The organism is Streptomyces coelicoflavus (genome assembly GCF_003112555.1).
In the GTDB taxonomy this organism is placed as follows: Bacteria; Actinomycetota; Actinomycetes; order Streptomycetales; family Streptomycetaceae; genus Streptomyces; species Streptomyces coelicoflavus.
On record NZ_BEWB01000010.1, the window covers coordinates 217,078 to 233,848 of the forward strand.

General features: G+C 72.9%; 18 protein-coding genes. 10 read left to right on the plus strand and 8 right to left on the minus strand.

Annotated features, from left to right (window positions below; genetic code table 11):
- Nucleotides 1-56 precede the first annotated feature (56 nt).
- The gene (locus tag Sco07f_RS24825; protein ID WP_087791895.1) at nucleotides 57-599 is read left to right on the plus strand and encodes a P-loop nucleotide/nucleoside kinase family protein; all 543 of its coding nucleotides are present in this window, start codon (nucleotides 57-59) and stop codon (nucleotides 597-599) included.
- On the opposite strand, the gene Sco07f_RS24830 is transcribed toward Sco07f_RS24825, so the two are convergent.
- On the minus strand, nucleotides 571-1,029 hold the full coding sequence (locus Sco07f_RS24830; protein ID WP_244942144.1) for a hypothetical protein: 459 nt from the start codon (nucleotides 1,027-1,029) through the stop codon (nucleotides 571-573). The genes Sco07f_RS24825 and Sco07f_RS24830 overlap by 29 nt on opposite strands.
- Nucleotides 1,030-1,170: 141 nt before the next feature.
- On the opposite strand from Sco07f_RS24830, the gene argC reads away from it, so the two are divergent.
- From argC to Sco07f_RS24855, 5 genes are read left to right on the plus strand one after another with little or no spacing between them, the layout of a single operon-like run.
- Nucleotides 1,171-2,199 (plus strand): N-acetyl-gamma-glutamyl-phosphate reductase, encoded by a 1,029-nt coding sequence (gene argC, locus Sco07f_RS24835; protein WP_108989242.1) that lies wholly within the window; start codon nucleotides 1,171-1,173, stop codon nucleotides 2,197-2,199.
- Entirely contained in the window at nucleotides 2,196-3,347 is a 1,152-nt protein-coding gene (argJ, locus tag Sco07f_RS24840; protein ID WP_087791899.1) for a bifunctional glutamate N-acetyltransferase/amino-acid acetyltransferase ArgJ, read from the plus strand. The genes argC and argJ overlap by 4 nt, the downstream gene beginning before the upstream one ends.
- Nucleotides 3,344-4,264 (plus strand): acetylglutamate kinase, encoded by a 921-nt coding sequence (gene argB / locus Sco07f_RS24845; RefSeq protein WP_087791901.1) that lies wholly within the window; start codon nucleotides 3,344-3,346, stop codon nucleotides 4,262-4,264. The genes argJ and argB overlap by 4 nt, the downstream gene beginning before the upstream one ends.
- A complete protein-coding gene (locus Sco07f_RS24850) occupies nucleotides 4,261-5,499 on the plus strand; it encodes an acetylornithine transaminase (RefSeq protein WP_108989243.1) in 1,239 nt (412 codons plus the stop codon). Before argB ends, Sco07f_RS24850 begins: the two co-directional genes overlap by 4 nt.
- 7 nt (nucleotides 5,500-5,506) lie before the next feature.
- On the plus strand, nucleotides 5,507-6,046 hold the full coding sequence (locus tag Sco07f_RS24855; protein ID WP_007447727.1) for an arginine repressor: 540 nt from the start codon (nucleotides 5,507-5,509) through the stop codon (nucleotides 6,044-6,046).
- A gap of 14 nt (nucleotides 6,047-6,060) precedes the next feature.
- Here Sco07f_RS24855 and Sco07f_RS24860 read toward each other — a convergent pair whose 3' ends face one another.
- The 6 genes from Sco07f_RS24860 to Sco07f_RS24885 form a co-directional block, all read right to left on the minus strand.
- A complete protein-coding gene (locus Sco07f_RS24860; RefSeq protein WP_108989244.1) occupies nucleotides 6,061-6,753 on the minus strand; it encodes a haloacid dehalogenase type II in 693 nt (230 codons plus the stop codon).
- 60 nt (nucleotides 6,754-6,813) lie between these two features.
- On the minus strand, nucleotides 6,814-7,554 hold the full coding sequence (locus tag Sco07f_RS24865; protein ID WP_108989327.1) for an FAD:protein FMN transferase: 741 nt from the start codon (nucleotides 7,552-7,554) through the stop codon (nucleotides 6,814-6,816).
- 55 nt (nucleotides 7,555-7,609) lie between these two features.
- A complete protein-coding gene (locus Sco07f_RS24870; RefSeq protein ID WP_167468213.1) occupies nucleotides 7,610-8,398 on the minus strand; it encodes an FMN-binding protein in 789 nt (262 codons plus the stop codon).
- 26 nt (nucleotides 8,399-8,424) lie between these two features.
- Complete coding sequence (locus tag Sco07f_RS24875) at nucleotides 8,425-9,807, minus strand: ferredoxin reductase family protein (RefSeq protein ID WP_007447707.1); 1,383 nt, start codon at nucleotides 9,805-9,807, stop codon at nucleotides 8,425-8,427.
- Nucleotides 9,808-9,895: 88 nt separating this feature from the next.
- Entirely contained in the window at nucleotides 9,896-10,615 is a 720-nt protein-coding gene (locus Sco07f_RS24880; protein WP_108989245.1) for a L,D-transpeptidase family protein, read from the minus strand.
- Between the two features lie 3 nt (nucleotides 10,616-10,618).
- Nucleotides 10,619-11,206 carry a pyridoxamine 5'-phosphate oxidase family protein gene (locus Sco07f_RS24885; protein WP_108989246.1) on the minus strand — a complete coding sequence of 196 codons (588 nt, stop codon included), beginning with the start codon at nucleotides 11,204-11,206 and terminating at the stop codon, nucleotides 10,619-10,621.
- A gap of 118 nt (nucleotides 11,207-11,324) precedes the next feature.
- Between Sco07f_RS24885 and argH the strand changes: the two genes are divergently transcribed.
- The 4 genes from argH to Sco07f_RS24905 all read left to right on the plus strand — a co-directional run bounded on the left by argH (nucleotide 11,325) and on the right by Sco07f_RS24905 (nucleotide 15,996).
- On the plus strand, nucleotides 11,325-12,752 hold the full coding sequence (gene argH, locus Sco07f_RS24890; protein ID WP_108989247.1) for an argininosuccinate lyase: 1,428 nt from the start codon (nucleotides 11,325-11,327) through the stop codon (nucleotides 12,750-12,752).
- Between the two features lie 103 nt (nucleotides 12,753-12,855).
- Entirely contained in the window at nucleotides 12,856-13,827 is a 972-nt protein-coding gene (locus tag Sco07f_RS24895) for an aldo/keto reductase (protein WP_087791911.1), read from the plus strand.
- Nucleotides 13,828-13,915: 88 nt separating this feature from the next.
- Entirely contained in the window at nucleotides 13,916-14,467 is a 552-nt protein-coding gene (locus Sco07f_RS24900) for a TetR/AcrR family transcriptional regulator (RefSeq protein WP_007447699.1), read from the plus strand.
- The gene (locus Sco07f_RS24905; protein ID WP_108989248.1) at nucleotides 14,464-15,996 is read left to right on the plus strand and encodes an MFS transporter; all 1,533 of its coding nucleotides are present in this window, start codon (nucleotides 14,464-14,466) and stop codon (nucleotides 15,994-15,996) included. The genes Sco07f_RS24900 and Sco07f_RS24905 overlap by 4 nt, the downstream gene beginning before the upstream one ends.
- A gap of 71 nt (nucleotides 15,997-16,067) precedes the next feature.
- On the opposite strand, the gene Sco07f_RS24910 is transcribed toward Sco07f_RS24905, so the two are convergent.
- Nucleotides 16,068-16,697, minus strand: coding sequence for a lysophospholipid acyltransferase family protein (locus tag Sco07f_RS24910; protein WP_161337092.1), 630 nt, complete (start codon nucleotides 16,695-16,697; stop codon nucleotides 16,068-16,070).
- Between the last annotated feature and the right edge of the window lie 74 nt (nucleotides 16,698-16,771).

A 16,771-nucleotide genomic window follows, 5' to 3' on the forward strand; every position in this document is an offset into this window, starting at 1 on the left:
GCCCGGACCGGCGACAGCCGTGTGCGTCGCCGGTCCGGGCGCTAGCCTCGGGACGCATGATCGTATGGCTGAACGGCACCCACGGGGCCGGCAAGACGACGACCGCCGCACTCGTGCAGCAACTGCTTCCGGACAGCCGTGTGCTCGACGCCGAGAAGGTCGGCGAGACGCTCATGGACATCACGCCGGGGCTGCCCGACACGGACAACTTCCAGCACTGGGCGCCGTGGCGGCCGCTCGTCGTCGAGACCGCCCGCCGGGTGCTCGACTACACCGGGGGCACCCTGGTGATGCCGATGACGGTGCTGGTCGAGGAGTACTGGAGGGAGATTGCGGGCGGCCTCGCCGCGCACGGGGTCCCCGTACGGCACTTCGTCCTCCACGCCGACCGGGAGACCCTGCGGGGGCGCATCGCGGGGGACACCGTACTGGGGCCGAACTCGCCGTTCCGGCTCCAGTACCTCGAGCCCTACGCCGAGGCCGCCCGCACCTGGCTGCACGCCGAGGCCGAGGTCGTCGACACCACGCACCTCACGCCCGCCGAGGCGGCGCTGCGGATCGCGGAGGCCGTCAAGGCGCAGGGCTGCGGTACCGCCTGATCAACTCACTCATCTCCTGGTTGTACTTCGAGCGCCGCCGGGCGATCCAGATGACGAGCGCCGCGCCGGCCGGAGCCACCGTGTACTGGGCCACCGCGTGGCGGAGCAGGGTGCCGCGGTCGGCGACCGCCCAGTCGCGGCCACCGAAGAGCGGGATGTTCTTGACGAGCTCCTCCTCGGCGTAGAAGTCCAGGCCGTCGATCCTGCCCCGGCCCCGGCCTCCGTCCGCCAGCGTCCACGCGCCCTCGCACGGTCCGTCCCACTCGCAGTCGACGAACCCCTCCGTCACGGCCGGCTGTCCGTGCCGGTACCGGTCCGTGTTCCCCGCGGCGAACCACAGGGGGAGTGCGAGGGCGCACAGGGACACGACGAGCGCGGCGCGCTGCCACGACCTCAGCCCCACGACCAGCCCGACGATCCACGAACGCACAGTCCACCCCCACGGCCCTCAAGGTTCGGAAGCGGGCAGGGTAGCCGATGCCCGCGGCGGGACCCCGGGGCCGTGCCGCAGCGCGTTGCATAAACGTGCAACGACACGTATAGTCATGCTCTCTAGGAGGAGGGTATTTCCATGGCGGTACGTGCGGCGGTGGCCGGAGCGAGCGGGTATGCGGGCGGTGAGCTGCTGCGTCTGCTCCTGACCCACCCGGAGGTCGAGATCGGCGCCCTGACCGGCAACTCCAACGCGGGGCAGCGGCTGGGGGCGCTCCAGCCGCACCTGCTGCCGCTGGCCGACCGCGTCCTGGAGCCGACCACGGCGGATGTCCTCGCGGGGCACGACGTCGTCTTCCTCGCGCTGCCGCACGGGCAGTCCGCCGCCGTCGCCGAGCAGCTCGGACCGGACGTCCTCGTCGTCGACATGGGCGCCGACTTCCGGCTGAAGGAGGCTGGTGACTGGGAGCGGTTCTACGGCTCCCCGCACGCCGGTACCTGGCCCTACGGCCTCCCCGAACTTCCGGGTGCCCGCGCGGCGCTGGAGGGGTCCAAGCGCATCGCGGTACCCGGTTGCTACCCCACCGCGGTGTCCCTGGCCCTCTTCCCGGCGTACGCCGCGGCGCTGGCCGAGCCCGAGGCCGTGATCGTCGCCGCCTCCGGCACGTCCGGCGCGGGCAAGGCGGCCAAGCCGCACCTGCTGGGCAGCGAGGTCATGGGCTCCATGTCGCCGTACGGCGTCGGCGGCGGACACCGGCACACCCCCGAGATGATCCAGAACCTCGGCGCGGTCGCCGGGGAGCCCGTCACCGTCTCCTTCACCCCGACCCTCGCCCCGATGCCGCGCGGCATCCTCGCCACCTGCACCGCGAAGGCGAAGCCCGGGGTCACCGCCGAGACGGTGCGCGCCGCCTACGAGAAGGCCTTCGCCGACGAGCCCTTCGTGCACCTGCTGCCCGAGGGACAGTGGCCCGCGACCGCCTCCGTGTACGGCTCCAACGCCGTCCAGGTGCAGGTCGCGTACGACGCCGCCGCGGGCCGGATCATCGCGATCAGCGCCATCGACAACCTGGCCAAGGGCACCGCGGGCGGTGCCGTCCAGAGCATGAACCTCGCCCTCGGTCTCGACGAGACCACCGGACTGACGACGATCGGAGTTGCGCCGTGAGCGTGACGGCAGCGAAGGGATTCACGGCGGCGGGCATCACCGCCGGGATCAAGGAGAGCGGCAACCCCGACCTGGCCCTCGTGGTCAACACCGGCCCCCGACGCTCCGCCGCGGGCGTCTTCACCTCCAACCGCGTCAAGGCCGCGCCGGTCCTGTGGTCCGAGCAGGTGCTCAAGAGCGGTGAGCTGACCGCCGTCGTGCTCAACTCCGGCGGCGCCAACGCCTGCACCGGCCCCAAGGGCTTCCAGGACACCCACGCCACGGCCGAGAAGGTCGCCGACGTGCTCGGGACCGGGGCGGGCGAGGTCGCCGTGTGCTCCACCGGGCTCATCGGGGTGCTGCTGCCCATGGACAAGCTGCTCCCGGGCGTCGAGACCGCCGCCGGTCAGCTCTCCGAGCACGGCGGCGAGAAGGCCGCCATCGCCATCAAGACCACCGACACCGTGCACAAGACCTCGGTCGTCAGCAGGGACGGCTGGACCGTCGGCGGCATGGCCAAGGGCGCGGGCATGCTCGCCCCCGGCCTCGCCACCATGCTCGTCGTGATCACCACCGACGCCGACCTGGAGACCGGGGCCCTGGACCGCGCCCTGCGCGCCGCGACCAAGGTCACCTTCGACCGGGTCGACTCCGACGGCTGCATGTCCACCAACGACACCGTGCTGCTGCTCGCCTCCGGCGCCTCCGGCGTCACCCCGGAGTACGACGCCTTCGCCGAGGCCGTCCGCACGGTCTGCGACGACCTCGGACAGCAGCTCATCCGCGACGCCGAGGGCGCCAGCAAGGACATCAAGGTCGAGGTCGTGAACGCCGCGACCGAGGACGAGGCCGTCCAGGTGGGCCGCACCATCGCCCGCAACAACCTGCTCAAGTGCGCCATCCACGGCGAGGACCCCAACTGGGGCCGCGTGCTCTCCGCCATCGGCACCACCGACGCGGCCTTCGAGCCCGACCGGTTGAACGTCGCCATCAACGGCGTCTGGGTCTGCAAGAACGGAGGCGTCGGCGAGGACCGCGAGCTGGTCGACATGCGCTACCGCGAGGTGCACATCGTCGCCGACCTCGCCGCAGGCGACGCCACGGCCACCATCTGGACCAACGACCTCACCGCCGACTACGTCCACGAGAACAGCGCGTACTCCTCATGAGCAACGGAACGAGCAACGCACCCACGCGGAAGCACACCGCGCTCCCCAAGGCCCAGATCCTCATCGAGGCGCTGCCCTGGCTGACCCGGCACCACGGCAAGACCGTCGTCATCAAGTTCGGCGGCAACGCCATGATCGACGAGGACCTCAAGGCCGCCTTCGCCCAGGACGTCGTCTTCCTCCGCCACGCCGGCCTCAAGCCCGTCGTCGTGCACGGCGGCGGACCGCAGATCAGCGCCGCCCTCGACAAGCACGGCATCGTCAGCGAGTTCAAGGCCGGCCTGCGCGTCACCACCGAGGACGCCATGGACGTCGTACGGATGGTGCTCGCCGGGCAGGTGCAGCGGGAGCTGGTCGGGCTGCTCAACCAGCACGGACCGCTCGCCGTCGGCCTCACCGGCGAGGACGCGCACACCCTCACCGCCACCAAGCACCAGCCCGAGATCGACGGCGAACTCGTCGACATCGGCCGGGTCGGCGAGATCACCGAGATCGACACCGGCGCCATCGAGGCACTGCTGGCCGACGGCCGCATCCCGGTCGTCTCGTCCATCGCCCGCTCCCAGGACGACCACCATGTCTACAACGTCAATGCTGATACGGCGGCTGCGGCACTCGCTGCGGCGCTCGGCGCCGAGACTCTCATGGTCCTCACCGACGTCGAGGGCCTCTACGAGGACTGGCCGAACTCCGACGAGGTGATCAGCCGCCTCACCGCGTCCGAGCTGGAAAAACTGCTGCCCGACCTCTCCAGCGGCATGGTGCCGAAGATGGAGGGCTGCCTGCACGCCGTGCGCGGCGGCGTCACCACCGCCCGCGTCATCGACGGCCGGGTCCAGCACTCGATCCTGCTGGAGATCTTCACCGACGAGGGGATCGGCACGATGGTCGTGCCGGACGAACAGGGGGAGTCGTGAGCAACACCGGGGCCGCCGCGGGAGCGGCGGGCAACGCCGAGCTGACCGAGCGGTGGCAGGGCACCCTCATGAACAACTACGGCACGCCGCGCCTGCCCCTGGTGCGCGGCGAGGGCGCCCGGCTCTGGGACGCCGACGGCAAGGAGTACCTGGACTTCGTCGGCGGCATCGCGGTCAACGCGCTCGGGCACGCCCACCCGGCGGTCGTCGAAGCGGTGAGCCGGCAGATCGCCTCCCTCGGCCACGTCTCCAACCTCTTCATCGCCGAACCGCCCGTCGCCCTCGCCGAACGGCTGCTCCAGCACTTCGGCCGCGACGGCAAGGTCTACTTCTGCAACTCCGGCGCCGAGGCCAACGAGGGCGCCTTCAAGATCGGCCGGCTGACCGGACGGCCGCACATGGTCGCCACCGAGGGCGGTTTCCACGGCCGCACCATGGGCGCCCTGGCCCTGACCGGCCAGCCCGGCAAGCAGGAACCGTTCCTGCCGCTGCCCGGCGACGTCACGCACGTGCCGTACGGCGACCCGCAGGCGCTGGCCGCGGCGGTCACCGAGGAGACGGCGCTGGTGATCATCGAGCCGATCCAGGGCGAGAACGGCGTCGTTGTCCCGCCCCCCGGCTACCTGAAGGCGGCCCGCGCCATCACCGCCGCCACCGGTGCGCTGCTCGTCCTGGACGAGGTGCAGACCGGCGTCGGCCGGACCGGGCACTGGTTCGAGTACCAGGCCCACGAGGGCGTCCTGCCGGACGTCGTCACCCTCGCCAAGGGCCTCGGCGGCGGACTGCCGCTGGGCGCGACGGTTGCCTTCGGCCGCGCCGCCGACCTCCTCCGGCCCGGCCACCACGGCACCACCTTCGGCGGCAACCCGGTCGCCTGCGCCGCCGGACTCGCCGTCCTCGACACCATCGCCGACGAGGGACTGCTGGACAACGTCAAGCGGCAGAGCGAGAAGCTCCGGGACGGGGTCGAGGGCCTGGGCCACCCGCTGGTCGCCCACGTCCGGGGCGCCGGACTCCTCCTGGGTATCGTGCTCACCGAGCCGCTCGCCGCCCAGGTGCAGCAGGCGGCTCAGGACGCCGGAATCCTGGTGAACGCGCCCGCGCCCGATGTCGTACGGCTGATGCCCGCGCTGAACCTCGGCGACGACGTGGTGGAGGCGTTCCTCGGGGCGCTGCCCGGCATCCTTGACCAGGCCGCCGAGACGGCCCACGGGGACGGACGATCCGGAGAATGAGACGACGATGAGCCACGCGCAGGAGCACGAGCAGACGGCAGGGCCCGCCCTGCCGCAGACCCGCACCGCACGCCACCGCCGGATCGTGGACATCCTCAACCGGCAGGCGGTCCGCTCGCAGAGCCAGCTGGCGAAGCTGCTCGCCGACGACGGGCTCACCGTCACCCAGGCGACGCTCTCCCGGGACCTGGACGAGCTGAACGCGGTCAAGATCCGCAACACCGACGGCGACCTCATCTACGCGGTGCCCAGCGAGGGCGGTTTCCGCACCCCGCGGGCGCCGCTCGGGGAGTCGGCCAAGGAGGAGCGGATGCGGCGGCTCTCCGCGGAGCTGCTGATCTCCGCGGAGGCGTCGGCGAACCTCGTGGTCCTGCGGACCCCTCCGGGGGCGGCGCAGTTCCTTGCCTCGGCGATCGACCAGGCGGAGCTGCACGACATCCTGGGGACGATCGCGGGCGACGACACGCTGATGCTGATCAGCCGGGAGCCCGCGGGCGGGCAGGCCCTGGCGGATCATCTGCTGCGGTTGGCCCAGAACGGGGGCTGAGCGGGGGCGCGGCGCTACCCCTCCGTGAGCGCCGCGGCCAGTTCGTCCAGACCGTCCACGGCCCAGTCGAAGGCGTCCGTGGGCCTCGGCGGGTCGCCGACCGGGCGTGCGACGTAGGCGGTGCGCATCCCCACGGCCCGGGCGCCGCGGAGGTCCCAGGCGTGGGCGGCGACCATCAGCACCCGCTCGGGCGGGCAGCCGGCCGCGGTGAGGGCGAGCCGGTAGACCTCCGGCGCGGGCTTGTACGCGCGGGCGTCCTCGGCTGACAGGGCCTGGTGCCAGCGCAGCCCGGCGTGTGCGTTGAGGCGGAAGAGAGTCGCGCGGGAGGCGTTGGACAGGCCCACGACCGGGAAGCGCTCGGCCAGCCGCGCGAGTCCGGAGACGGAGTCGTCCCACGGCTCCAGGCGCCGCCCCGCGGTGGCCAGCCGCGCGACGGCGTCCGCGTCGGTGAGCCCCGCGTGCCCGGCGACCCGCTCCGCCGCCTCGCGGTCCATGACCCCGGAGTCGGCGTACGGCCGTTCCCCGGCGTTGACGCGCCGTGTCTCCTGCTCGACGTGCTCCTGCCACACCGTGAGCCACCGGTCGACGGACGCCCCGGCGGCGCCGGGCACCGCCTCGCGCAACGCGGCCCGCAGTCCCCCCGGTTCGTTGACCATGGTGCCGAGCACGTCGCACACGACGACCTCGATACCGCGCACTTCCGCCATCCCGCGCTCCTCCCACGTACGGACGTCTGCCCGGCGGCGCCGGTCACCCGTCGGCCGGGGTCAGCCCAGCCACGCCGCCAAGCCTCCAGTACACCGCACCTCGTCCCCCGCCGTGATCAGCAGCCCCTCGACGCCGGGCAGCGACTCCAGCCACCGCAGCCCCTCCCGCGCCCCCATCGCGAACGCCGCCGTCGCCCAGCAGTCCGCCCACGTGAGTCCGGGCGCCACCACCGTCACGGACAACAGGTCGGTCACCGCCGAGAGTCCGGTGCGCGGGTCGACGACGTGCGCGCCCCGTTCCGCGGAGCCGGACGTCGCCACGGCCAGTTCCGCCGCCCCCGCCGCCGAGACGACCGCCGCGAGCCCGCCCGGCCGCAGGGGGTCGGAGACACCGACCCGCCAGGGCCGCTCCGTTCCCGGCGTTCCGAGCACCTGCACGTCCCCGCCCCCGTTGACGCTGACCCCGCCGGCACCGGCCGCCGCCGTGATCCGCCGGGCGGCGCGCTCGACGGCCCAGCCCTTGACGATCCCCGTCGGGTCGAGCCGGCCCCGGTACCGCGTGCTGAACCAGCCCTCGCTCACCCGCTCCGCCTCGGCCGCCAGCTCCAGCACCTCGGCGACCTCCGGCGCGCACGCGTCGAGGGCCAGCTCCCCGCGTGCCAGGCGGGAGACCTCGCTGCCGTCCCGGTAGGTGCTGAACACCTCGTCGGCCCGGTGCAGTTCCGCGACCGCCGCGTCCAGCGCCGCCCGTACGGCCGCGGGTTCCCCGCCGCGGACGTCGAAGGAGAAGACGGTCCCCATCGCCTCCTCCACGTGACGCACCGCGGCGGGAGCCTCGGCGGACCCGGCCCCGGTGTCAGCCACCGGCCCGGTCCAGCGCCGACTGGAGGGACTGCGTGTACCCGGCGCTGGTGTAGGTGGCGCCGGAGACCGCGTCGATGTCGGCGTTCCCGGCCGCGACGGCCGCCCGGTTGAGCTTGGGCACGGCGTCCGCGGTGACCTGGTCGCTGCGGCCGCCCCTGGGCGCCTGGAGGGCCTCGGCGTCCGTGATCCTCCCGCCGCTGACGGTGACCCTGACCTGCACGGTTCCGTACTGGGTCTGCGCGGCGTCACCGGTGAGCACCTGCGTGCCCTGCCCGGCGCCGCCCCCGCCCGCGCCGTCCCCGGAGCCACTCGGCTCCCGCCCGGCGGATCCGGCGGCAGCGGCCGCCTTGTCGAGGGCCGACTGGAGGGACTGCGTGTACCCGGCGCTGGTGTAGGTGGCGCCGGAGACCGCGTCGATGTCGGCGTTCCCGGCCGCGACGGCCGCCCGGTTGAGCTTGGGCACCGCGTCCGCGGTGACCTGGTCGCTCTGCCCGCCCTTGGGGGCCTGCACGGCCTCGGCCCCGGTGATCTTCCCGCCGCTGACGGTGACCCTGACCTGTACGGGACCGTACTGCGTACGGGCCGCGTCACCCGTGACCGTGCCGGCCCCGGCGCCCCGGCCGCCCTGCGGCGACTGTGCGGCCACGGGCGGTGCCGCGCCGCCCGCCGCCGAGGCGGAGCCCGGGTCGGACGCCGGTTTCAGCGACAGCAGCAGCACGATCCCGGACACGGTGGCGGCCCCGGCGAGCACGGCACGCCGAACGGGGTGGCTCTTCCTCATCTGCCTGGACTCCCGATGTCCGTCGCTCACATCGCGAACGACTCGTGGTGGATACGGCGAGCGGGGACCCCCGCGCCGCGCAGTGCCTCGTACACCGACTGGGCGAAGCCGGGCGGCCCGCACAGGAAGACGTCGTGGCGCTCGACGTCCGGGATCTTCCGGGCCAGGGTCTCGGCCGAGATGTCCGGGCGCTCCCCGTCCGGGCTGTTGACCGCGTACATCAGCCGGGCCCCGCGCTCGTCGGCGATGCCGGCCAGCTCGTCCCAGAGCGCCAGGTCCTGGGTGCTGTTGGCCCGGTAGAGCAGCGTGATGTCGCCGGACGCGCCGGGCAGCGTCTCGAACAGCGCCCGCATCGGTGTGATCCCCACCCCGCCCGCCACCAGCAGCACCTTGCCGCGGCTGCGGCGCTGCGCGGTCAGGGCGCCGTACGGGCCCTCCGCCCACACCCGCGTGCCCGGCGTCAGCTCGCGCAGCCGGGCGCTGTGGTCGCCGATCGCCTTCACGGTGATCCGCAGCAGGTCCGGACGGGGCGCCGCCGACAGCGAGTACGGGTGCGAGCTGAAGCGCATGCCGGGTGCCAGGAACCGCCAGCGGAAGAACTGGCCCGCCTCCGCGCCCATCCGGTGCAGCCGGCGCCCGCCGATCAGCACCGACACGATGCCGGGCGTCTCCTCGATCACCGCCTCCACCCGCATCCGGTGCCGCAGGTTGAGGCGCAGGGGGGTCAGCACCCGGTACCAGAGCACCAGAGCGGTCACCGAGCCGTACAGGGCGTACCAGACGGTCTTGGCGAGCGGCTCGACGGCGAACTCGTTGCCGGTGGTCAACTGGTGCCAGAAGGTCAGGAACACCGCCGCGTAGGTGAGCAGGTGCACGTGGTACCAGGCGTCGTACGGGATGCGGCGGCGGACGGGGCCGACGGACAGGAGCCCGATGACGACCAGCAGGCCGGTGCCGACGGCCGCCTTGCCCATGTCGGGCAGCTGGTTCACGGAGTCGACCGTCTGGGCGACGACGTCACCGAGGCCCTTGCCGGCCTGCGCCGCGTAGCCCCACATGATCAGGAAGACGTGGGCCAGGACCAGGCAGAGGGTGTAGCGGCCGGTCATGGCGTGCCAGCGGGCGACCCGGTCGGACCCGACGCGCCGTTCCAGTGCCGGGACCCGGGCCATCTGGAGCACCACCAGCGCCATCAGGTACCCGGCCAGCAGACCGGTGATCCGGCCCGCGCCGAGGATCCTGCCGGTGTCGTCGGAGATGGCGGGCGTGTTGCGCCACCACAGCCACAACACGCCCGCCGCGCCCGCCCACACGGCGAGCAGCAGGGGTACGGCGGGGGAGCGGCGCGGACGGATGCGCCGCATGGTCTGACGGCGGGCGGCACGGCCGCCGGCGAGCGTGGTGGTCACGGTTCCTCCGTGGGGACTTGACCCTTGGCCCACAGATACGCGCCGTGCCGGGCGAGCGTTCAGCCCGCGCCGGCGATGCCGTCCGCGTTCAGTACCCGGTGACCGCCGTGGCTCCGCCCGCCGTGCCGATCGCGATGTGCGGCCGTTCCCCCGGCTCGGCCCAGCGCAGGATCCGCCGCATCGCCTCCTTCGGCACCGACACGCACCCGGCCGTCGCCCCGCGCCCGTCGACGTGCAGGAAGATGCCCGCGCCGCGGCCGCGCACCGGGCGGTCGTAGTTGAAGCCCACGACCAGGGCGTGCGCGTACTGCGTCGCGTAGGTGACCAGGTGCTCGGCCTCGGCGGCCCGGCAGTCGGCGGGGCGCGGTTCGGTCCAGCGGTTGTAGGAGCGGGAGGCGTTGTCCTGGCACCACCAGGAGTCCGCGTGGACCGGACGGTAGCGGTACGCCGTCCCGCGCGGCGCCGCCTCGATGCCGAAGGCGTACGGCAGGTCGTACAGGCCGGTCGGGGTGGTGTTCGTGCCCTGGACGCGCGTCGCCCCGTCGGTGAGTCCGCCGGACCCGAAGCGGGCGGGTGCGGAACCGGCCGCCACCCAGCCTCCGTCGCGCCCGTCCCCGCGGTCCCACCAGGTCACCGTGCCCGTGGTCGAGCCGGTGTCCGGCGCGACGGCGGTGATCAGCTGGGTGCCGCCGCCGGTGTCCGCCATCCGGGCGGGCAGCGGCCGGGGAGGGGACCCGCCGGCGGGGGCGGCGCCGAGCGTGAGGAGGGAGGCGGAGACGAGGACGGCGACGAGGACACCGGGGCGCATGGCTCAGACGGTAGAGGGGGGCAGCGGGAGCGGCAGCCCGGGGAGGCCGTCGATGCTGGAGGCGATGTACTCCTTCTTGGTGAAGTACGCGTCGAGCGAGGCGTCGTCCTCCCGCGCGAACCGCTTGCCGTGCAGGTCCCGGTCGCTCTCGTACGCCATGAAGGGGACGGCGTAGCCGCAGGTGTCGCGGATGAGCTCGGCGCTCACGACGATGACCGCGCGCAGTCCGTGCGTGGTGGGGTCGATGTCCGGGAAGTGGGTGAGCAGTTCCGGGAAGCGGCGGTCGTCGCGGAAGACCGGCTCGCCGCGGCCGTGCACCCGCACGATGTTCGGCGGGCCCTGGAAGGCGCACCACATCAGGGTGATCCGACCGTTCTCCCGCAGGTGGGCGATGGTCTCCGCGTTGGAGCCCGCGAAGTCGAGGTAGGCCACGGTAAGTTCGTCGAGCACCGCGAAGCAGCCCGTGAGGCCCTTGGGGGACAGGTTGACCGTGCCGTCGCCGGCCAGGGGAGCGGTGGCGGTGAAGAAGAGGGGCTGCGCCTCGATGAAGGCGCGGAGTCTGCCGTCTATGCGCTCATAAGTCTTTCCCATGTCTAACGATTATGAGGGCTCGGGACGCGATGGGCGCCGCCGGCCCGCCAGATTGACGAATCATGCAGAGTTCTGCATACTCATGCATGACAGTGATCGTACGGTGAGGAGCGACCCAGTGAGCAGCAACAGCGGTGACGTCCGGCTCTGGGGCGGCCGTTTCGCCGACGGTCCCGCCGAGGCCCTGGCGAAGCTGTCCGCGTCCGTCCACTTCGACTGGCGGCTCGCGCCCTACGACATCGCCGGTTCGCGTGCCCACGCGCGCGTGCTGCACAAGGCGGGTCTGCTCACCGAGGACGAGCTGACCCGGATGATCGCCGGGCTGGACCGGCTGGAGGCGGACGTCGCCGACGGCTCCTTCACCGGCACCATCGCCGACGAGGACGTCCACACGGCCCTGGAGCGCGGGCTGCTGGAGCGCCTCGGTGCGGACCTCGGCGGCAAGCTGCGCGCCGGCCGGTCCCGCAACGACCAGGTGGCGACCCTCTTCCGCATGTACCTGCGCGACCACGCCAGGGTCGTCGGCGCTCTGATCGCCGACCTCCAGGACGCGCTGATCGGCCTCGCCGAGGCCCACCCGGACGTGGCCATGCCCGGCCGCACCCACCTCCAGCACGCCCAGCCGGTGCTCTTCGCCCACCACGTGCTCGCCCACGCCCAGGCGCTCGGCCGGGACGCGGAGCGGCTGCGCCAGTGGGACGAGCGCACGGCCGTCTCCCCGTACGGCTCGGGCGCGCTCGCGGGCAGCAGCCTCGGCCTGGACCCGGAGGCCGTCGCCCGCGACCTGGGCTTCGAGCACGGCAGCGCCGGCAACTCCATCGACGGGACCGCCTCGCGCGACTTCGTCGCCGAGTTCGCCTTCATCACCGCGATGATCGGCGTCAACGTCTCCCGGATCGCCGAGGAGATCATCATCTGGAACACGAAGGAGTTCTCCTTCGTCACCCTCCACGACGCCTTCTCCACCGGCTCCTCGATCATGCCGCAGAAGAAGAACCCCGACATCGCCGAGCTGGCCCGCGGCAAGTCCGGGCGGCTGATCGGCAACCTGACCGGTCTGATGGCCACCCTCAAGGCGCTCCCGCTCGCGTACAACCGAGACCTCCAGGAGGACAAGGAGCCGGTCTTCGACTCCATCGACCAGCTGGAGGTCCTGCTCCCCGCCTTCACCGGCATGATGGCCACCCTCACCGTGCACCGCGAGCGGATGGAGGAGCTGGCCCCGGCCGGGTTCTCGCTCGCCACCGACATCGCCGAGTGGCTGGTCAGGCAGGGCGTGCCGTTCCGTGTCGCGCACGAGGTGGCGGGCGAGTGCGTCAAGGTCGCCGAGGCCGACGGCAAGGAGCTGGACGAGCTGACCGACGAGCAGTTCGCCAAGATCTCCGAGCACCTCACCCCCGAGGTGCGCACCGTCCTCAACGTCCCCGGAGCCCTCGCCTCCCGCGACGGCCGCGGCGGCACGGCGCCCAGCGCGGTCGCCGTCCAGCTCGCCGAGGTGAAGGCCGACGTGGCGGCCCAGCACGCCTGGGCGGACGCCAAGAAGTAGCGGCGAGCAGCGGCAGCCGGTGTGCCCGAGGGGTATCGCGGTTACGTTGGTCAACAGCTTCAGGAGCCTCAGAGCTTCAGCAGTCGACCGAACGGAGCCCGCGATGCCCTTCGCCCGCCTGGCCACAGCAACGACCCCGACCTGCCACCTCGGCCTCGGTCTCGCCGCCGTCGGGCGCCCCGGCTACATCAACCTCGACCGCGACCGCGACCTCGGAGCGGCCCGCACCGTCGAGGCGCTGCGCGAACGCACCCACGACCTCCTCGACGCCGCCTACGCCCAGGGCGTGCGCTACTTCGACGCGGCCCGCTCCTACGGGCGCTCCGAGGAGTTCCTCGCCGACTGGCTCCGGGACCGCCCCGACGCCGACGACGTGGTCGTCGGCAGCAAGTGGGGCTACACCTACACCGCCGACTGGTCGACGGAGGCCGAGAAGCACGAGGTCAAGGACCACGGCGTGGCCACCTACGACCGCCAGCGCGCCGAGACCGACGCCCTGCTCGGCGACCGGCTCGACCTGTACCAGATCCACTCGCTCACCCCGGACAGCCCGGCCCTCACCGACAAGGACCTGCACGCCAGGCTGGCCGAGGCCGCCGCGCAGGGCAGCACCATCGGCTTCTCCACCAGCGGTCCCGCCCAGGCCGACGCCATCCGCGCCGCGCTCGCCGTGACCGTCGACGGCGAGCCCCTCTTCCGTACCGTCCAGTCGACGTACAACGCGCTGGAGACCTCCGCCGGGCCCGCGCTCGCCGAGGCGCACGAGGCCGGACTCACCGTGATCGTCAAGGAGGGCATGGCCAACGGCCGCCTCGCGGACCGTCACGCGCCCGACGTCCTCAAGGCCGTCGCGGAGGAGACGGCGCTGGGCTGCGACGCCGTCGCCCTCGCCCTGGTCCTGCGTCAGCCGTGGGCCGGAGTCGTGCTGTCCGGCGCCGCGACCGTGAACCAGCTCGGCTCCAATCTGCACGCCGCCGCCGTCGACCTCGACGGCGACCAGGTGGCACGCCTCGGCACCCTCGTCGAAACCCCGGACGCCTACTGGGAGCGGCGCAGACAGCTGCCCTGGCACTGAGCCCCCGCATTCCGTGACCGACCCCGAGTGGTGAGTGACGCACTCCCGGAGTGAGACAAAGTTGTCTCATGTGGGTTATCGTTGTCTCATGGCCGTCGATTCCGAACAGGTACTGCGCAGCGCCGCGGCGCTGCTGACCCGCAAATCCACCGCGACCATGGACGAGGTCGCCAAGGCCGCCGGGATCAGCCGGGCCACCCTGCACCGGCACTTCGCCGGGCGCGACGCCCTCGTGCGGGCGCTGGAGTCGCTGGGCATCGCCGAGTGCGAGGCCGCCCTCGACGCGGCCCGCACCGAGGAGGGGCCGGCGGCCGACGCGGTGCGCCGGCTGGTCCGCGCGATGGAGCCCTCCGCCGCCCTGCTCGCCCTCCTCTACACCGAGAACCAGCTCTTCGAGGGCGAGGAGCAGAACGAGGGCTGGGCCCGCATCGACGCCGGGCTCACCGCGCTGTTCCGCAGAGGCCAGGAGAGCGGCGAGTTCCGCATCGACCTCACGCCCGCCTGGCTCACCGAGGCGCTGTACGGCCTGCTGGCCTCCGGCGCCTGGGCGGTGGCCGAGGGCCGCGTGGCCCGCAACGACTTCACCCACATGATCGTCGAGCTGCTGCTCGGCGGCGCACTCCGGAGAGAGGAACCATGAACCGCACCCTGCGGCCGGCCCGCCCGACAGAGGCGGTGAAGCGCCCCGGCCGCTGGCTGGCGCTGTCCGTCCTGGTGCTGGCCGTGCTGCTGGTGGCCGTCGACGCGACCGTCCTCGGTCTCGCGACCCCCTACATCAGCGAGGACCTCGCCCCCTCCGGCACCCAGCTGCTCTGGATCGGCGACGTCTACTCCTTCGTCATCGCCGGTCTGCTCGTCTCCATGGGCAGCCTCGGCGACCGCATCGGCCGCAAACGGATCCTGCTCGTCGGCGCCACGGCGTTCGGCGCGATCTCCGTGCTCAACGCCTACGCGCACACGCCCGAGGTGCTGATCCTCGCCCGGGCCCTGCTCGGCGTCGCGGGCGCCACCCTGATGCCCGCCACCCTGGCCCTGATCCGCAACCTCTTCCACGACCCGCGCGAACGCAGCCTCGCCGTCGGCATCTGGGGCGCGGCCGCCTCCGCCGGCGCGGCGGTCGGACCGGTCGTCGGCGGGTTCCTGCTGGAGCACTTCTGGTGGGGCTCCGTCTTCCTGATCAACCTGCCCGTGATGGCCGTCCTGGTCGTCGTCGGCGTGAAGCTGCTGCCCGAGTCCCGCAACCCGAACCCGGGCCCTTGGGACCTGCTCAGCGTCGCCCTCTCCCTGGTCGGCATGGTCGGCGTCGTGTACGCCGTGAAGGAGACCGCCGCCCACGGGTTCGCGTGGGCCACGCTCGGCGCCGGCCTGCTGGGCGTCGCCGCGCTCTACGGCTTCGTCCGCCGCCAGCTGACCATGCCGGTGCCGCTGCTCGACATGCGGCTGTTCCGCAACCGCGGCTTCAGCGGCGCGGTCCTGGCCGACCTGCTGACCATCCTGGGCCTGTCCGGCCTGGTGTTCTTCCTCTCCCAGTACCTGCAACTCGTCCAGGGCAGGCGGCCCTTCGAGGCGGGCCTGGCCGAACTGCCCGCCGCCGTCGGCGCGGTGGTCGCCGGCCTCGTCGCCGGCCGCGCGGCCCGGCGCTTCTCGGTCCGCGCCGTGGTCTCCGGCGGACTCGCCGCCGTCGGTCTCGCGCTCGCCGCGCTGACCGTCATCGGCCAGCACACCGGCTACCCGCTGCTCGGCACGGCCCTGCTCGTCGTCGGCCTCGGCGCGGGCTTCGCGTTCACCGTCACCGCCGACGTGATCCTCTCCAGCGTGCCCGGAGAACAGGCGGGCGCCGCCTCCGCGGTCTCCGAGACGGCGTACGAACTCGGCGCCGCCCTCGGCATCGCGGTGCTCGGCTCCATCGTGACCGGCGTCTACCGGGACTTCACCGGTCCGGCGGGCACCCCGGAGGCGGCCCACGAGTCACTGGGCGGCGCGGTGGAGGCCGCCGCCGGGCTCCCCGCCCCCACCGCCGCGACCCTGCTGGACTCCGCCCGCCAGGCCTTCGTCGACGGCCTGACCCTCGCGGCGGGCGTCGGGGCCGCCGTGCTCCTGGCCGCCGCGGCGGCAGCCTGGTTCCTGCTGCGGGGCCAGCGCCTGGAGGACGGAGCGGAACACCCGTAACGGCAGGGCGCGGGGAACGAAACGGCGGGCCGCTCACCGAGCGGCCCGCCGTCCCCGTACCGTGTGCGGACCTACGCCGCCTTCGCCTTGCTCGCGTACATGTCGACGTACTCCTGGCCCGACAGCCGCATGACCTCGGTCATCACGGAGTCGGTCACCGCCCGCAGGACATAGCGGTCGCGGTCCATGCCCTCGTACCGGGAGAACTCCATCGCCTCGCCGAAGCGGACCGTGACCCTGCCCGGGCGCGGCAGGCCCGCGCCGCCCGGCTGGAGCTTGTCGGTGCCGATGACGGCGAACGGGACGACCGGGGCGCCGGTCATCAGGGTGAGCCGGGCGATGCCGGTGCGGCCGCGGTAGAGGCGGCCGTCGGGGGAGCGGGTGCCCTCCGGGTAGATGCCGAAGACGTGACCCTCCTCCAGGATGCGGCGGCCGGTCATCAGCGCCGCCACCCCGCCCCGGCCGCCGTCCCGGTCGACCGGGACCATGCCGACCCCGGTGAAGAACCAGGCCATCAGCCGGCCCTTGAGGCCCTTGCCCGTGACGTACTCGTCCTTGCCGATGAAGAAGACCTGCCGGTCGCAGGTCAGCGGCATGATCACCGAGTCGATGAAGGTGAGGTGGTTGCCGGCCAGGATCACCGGACCGTCGCCCGGGATGTTCTCCACACCCTCCACTCGTGTGCGGAACATCAGGCGCATGATCGGACCGAGCACTGCCTTGATGAACACGAAGCGGGACAACGGGTCCTCCGGTGTCGGGGTGCGGTATGAGT

Coding starts and splice junctions, on each gene's coding strand:
- Sco07f_RS24900 (WP_007447699.1), top strand. CDS start 13,916: ATGGCCGTCGATTCCGAACAGGTACTGCGCAGCGCCGCGGCGCTGCTG.
- Sco07f_RS24870 (WP_167468213.1), bottom strand. CDS start 8,398: ATGAGGAAGAGCCACCCCGTTCGGCGTGCCGTGCTCGCCGGGGCCGCC.
- Sco07f_RS24825 (WP_087791895.1), top strand. CDS start 57: ATGATCGTATGGCTGAACGGCACCCACGGGGCCGGCAAGACGACGACC.
- Sco07f_RS24885 (WP_108989246.1), bottom strand. CDS start 11,206: ATGGGAAAGACTTATGAGCGCATAGACGGCAGACTCCGCGCCTTCATC.
- Sco07f_RS24855 (WP_007447727.1), top strand. CDS start 5,507: ATGAGCCACGCGCAGGAGCACGAGCAGACGGCAGGGCCCGCCCTGCCG.
- argB (WP_087791901.1), top strand. CDS start 3,344: ATGAGCAACGGAACGAGCAACGCACCCACGCGGAAGCACACCGCGCTC.
- Sco07f_RS24880 (WP_108989245.1), bottom strand. CDS start 10,615: ATGCGCCCCGGTGTCCTCGTCGCCGTCCTCGTCTCCGCCTCCCTCCTC.
- Sco07f_RS24865 (WP_108989327.1), bottom strand. CDS start 7,554: ATGGGGACCGTCTTCTCCTTCGACGTCCGCGGCGGGGAACCCGCGGCC.
- Sco07f_RS24895 (WP_087791911.1), top strand. CDS start 12,856: ATGCCCTTCGCCCGCCTGGCCACAGCAACGACCCCGACCTGCCACCTC.
- argC (WP_108989242.1), top strand. CDS start 1,171: ATGGCGGTACGTGCGGCGGTGGCCGGAGCGAGCGGGTATGCGGGCGGT.
- Sco07f_RS24860 (WP_108989244.1), bottom strand. CDS start 6,753: ATGGCGGAAGTGCGCGGTATCGAGGTCGTCGTGTGCGACGTGCTCGGC.
- Sco07f_RS24910 (WP_161337092.1), bottom strand. CDS start 16,697: ATGCGCCTGATGTTCCGCACACGAGTGGAGGGTGTGGAGAACATCCCG.
- Sco07f_RS24905 (WP_108989248.1), top strand. CDS start 14,464: ATGAACCGCACCCTGCGGCCGGCCCGCCCGACAGAGGCGGTGAAGCGC.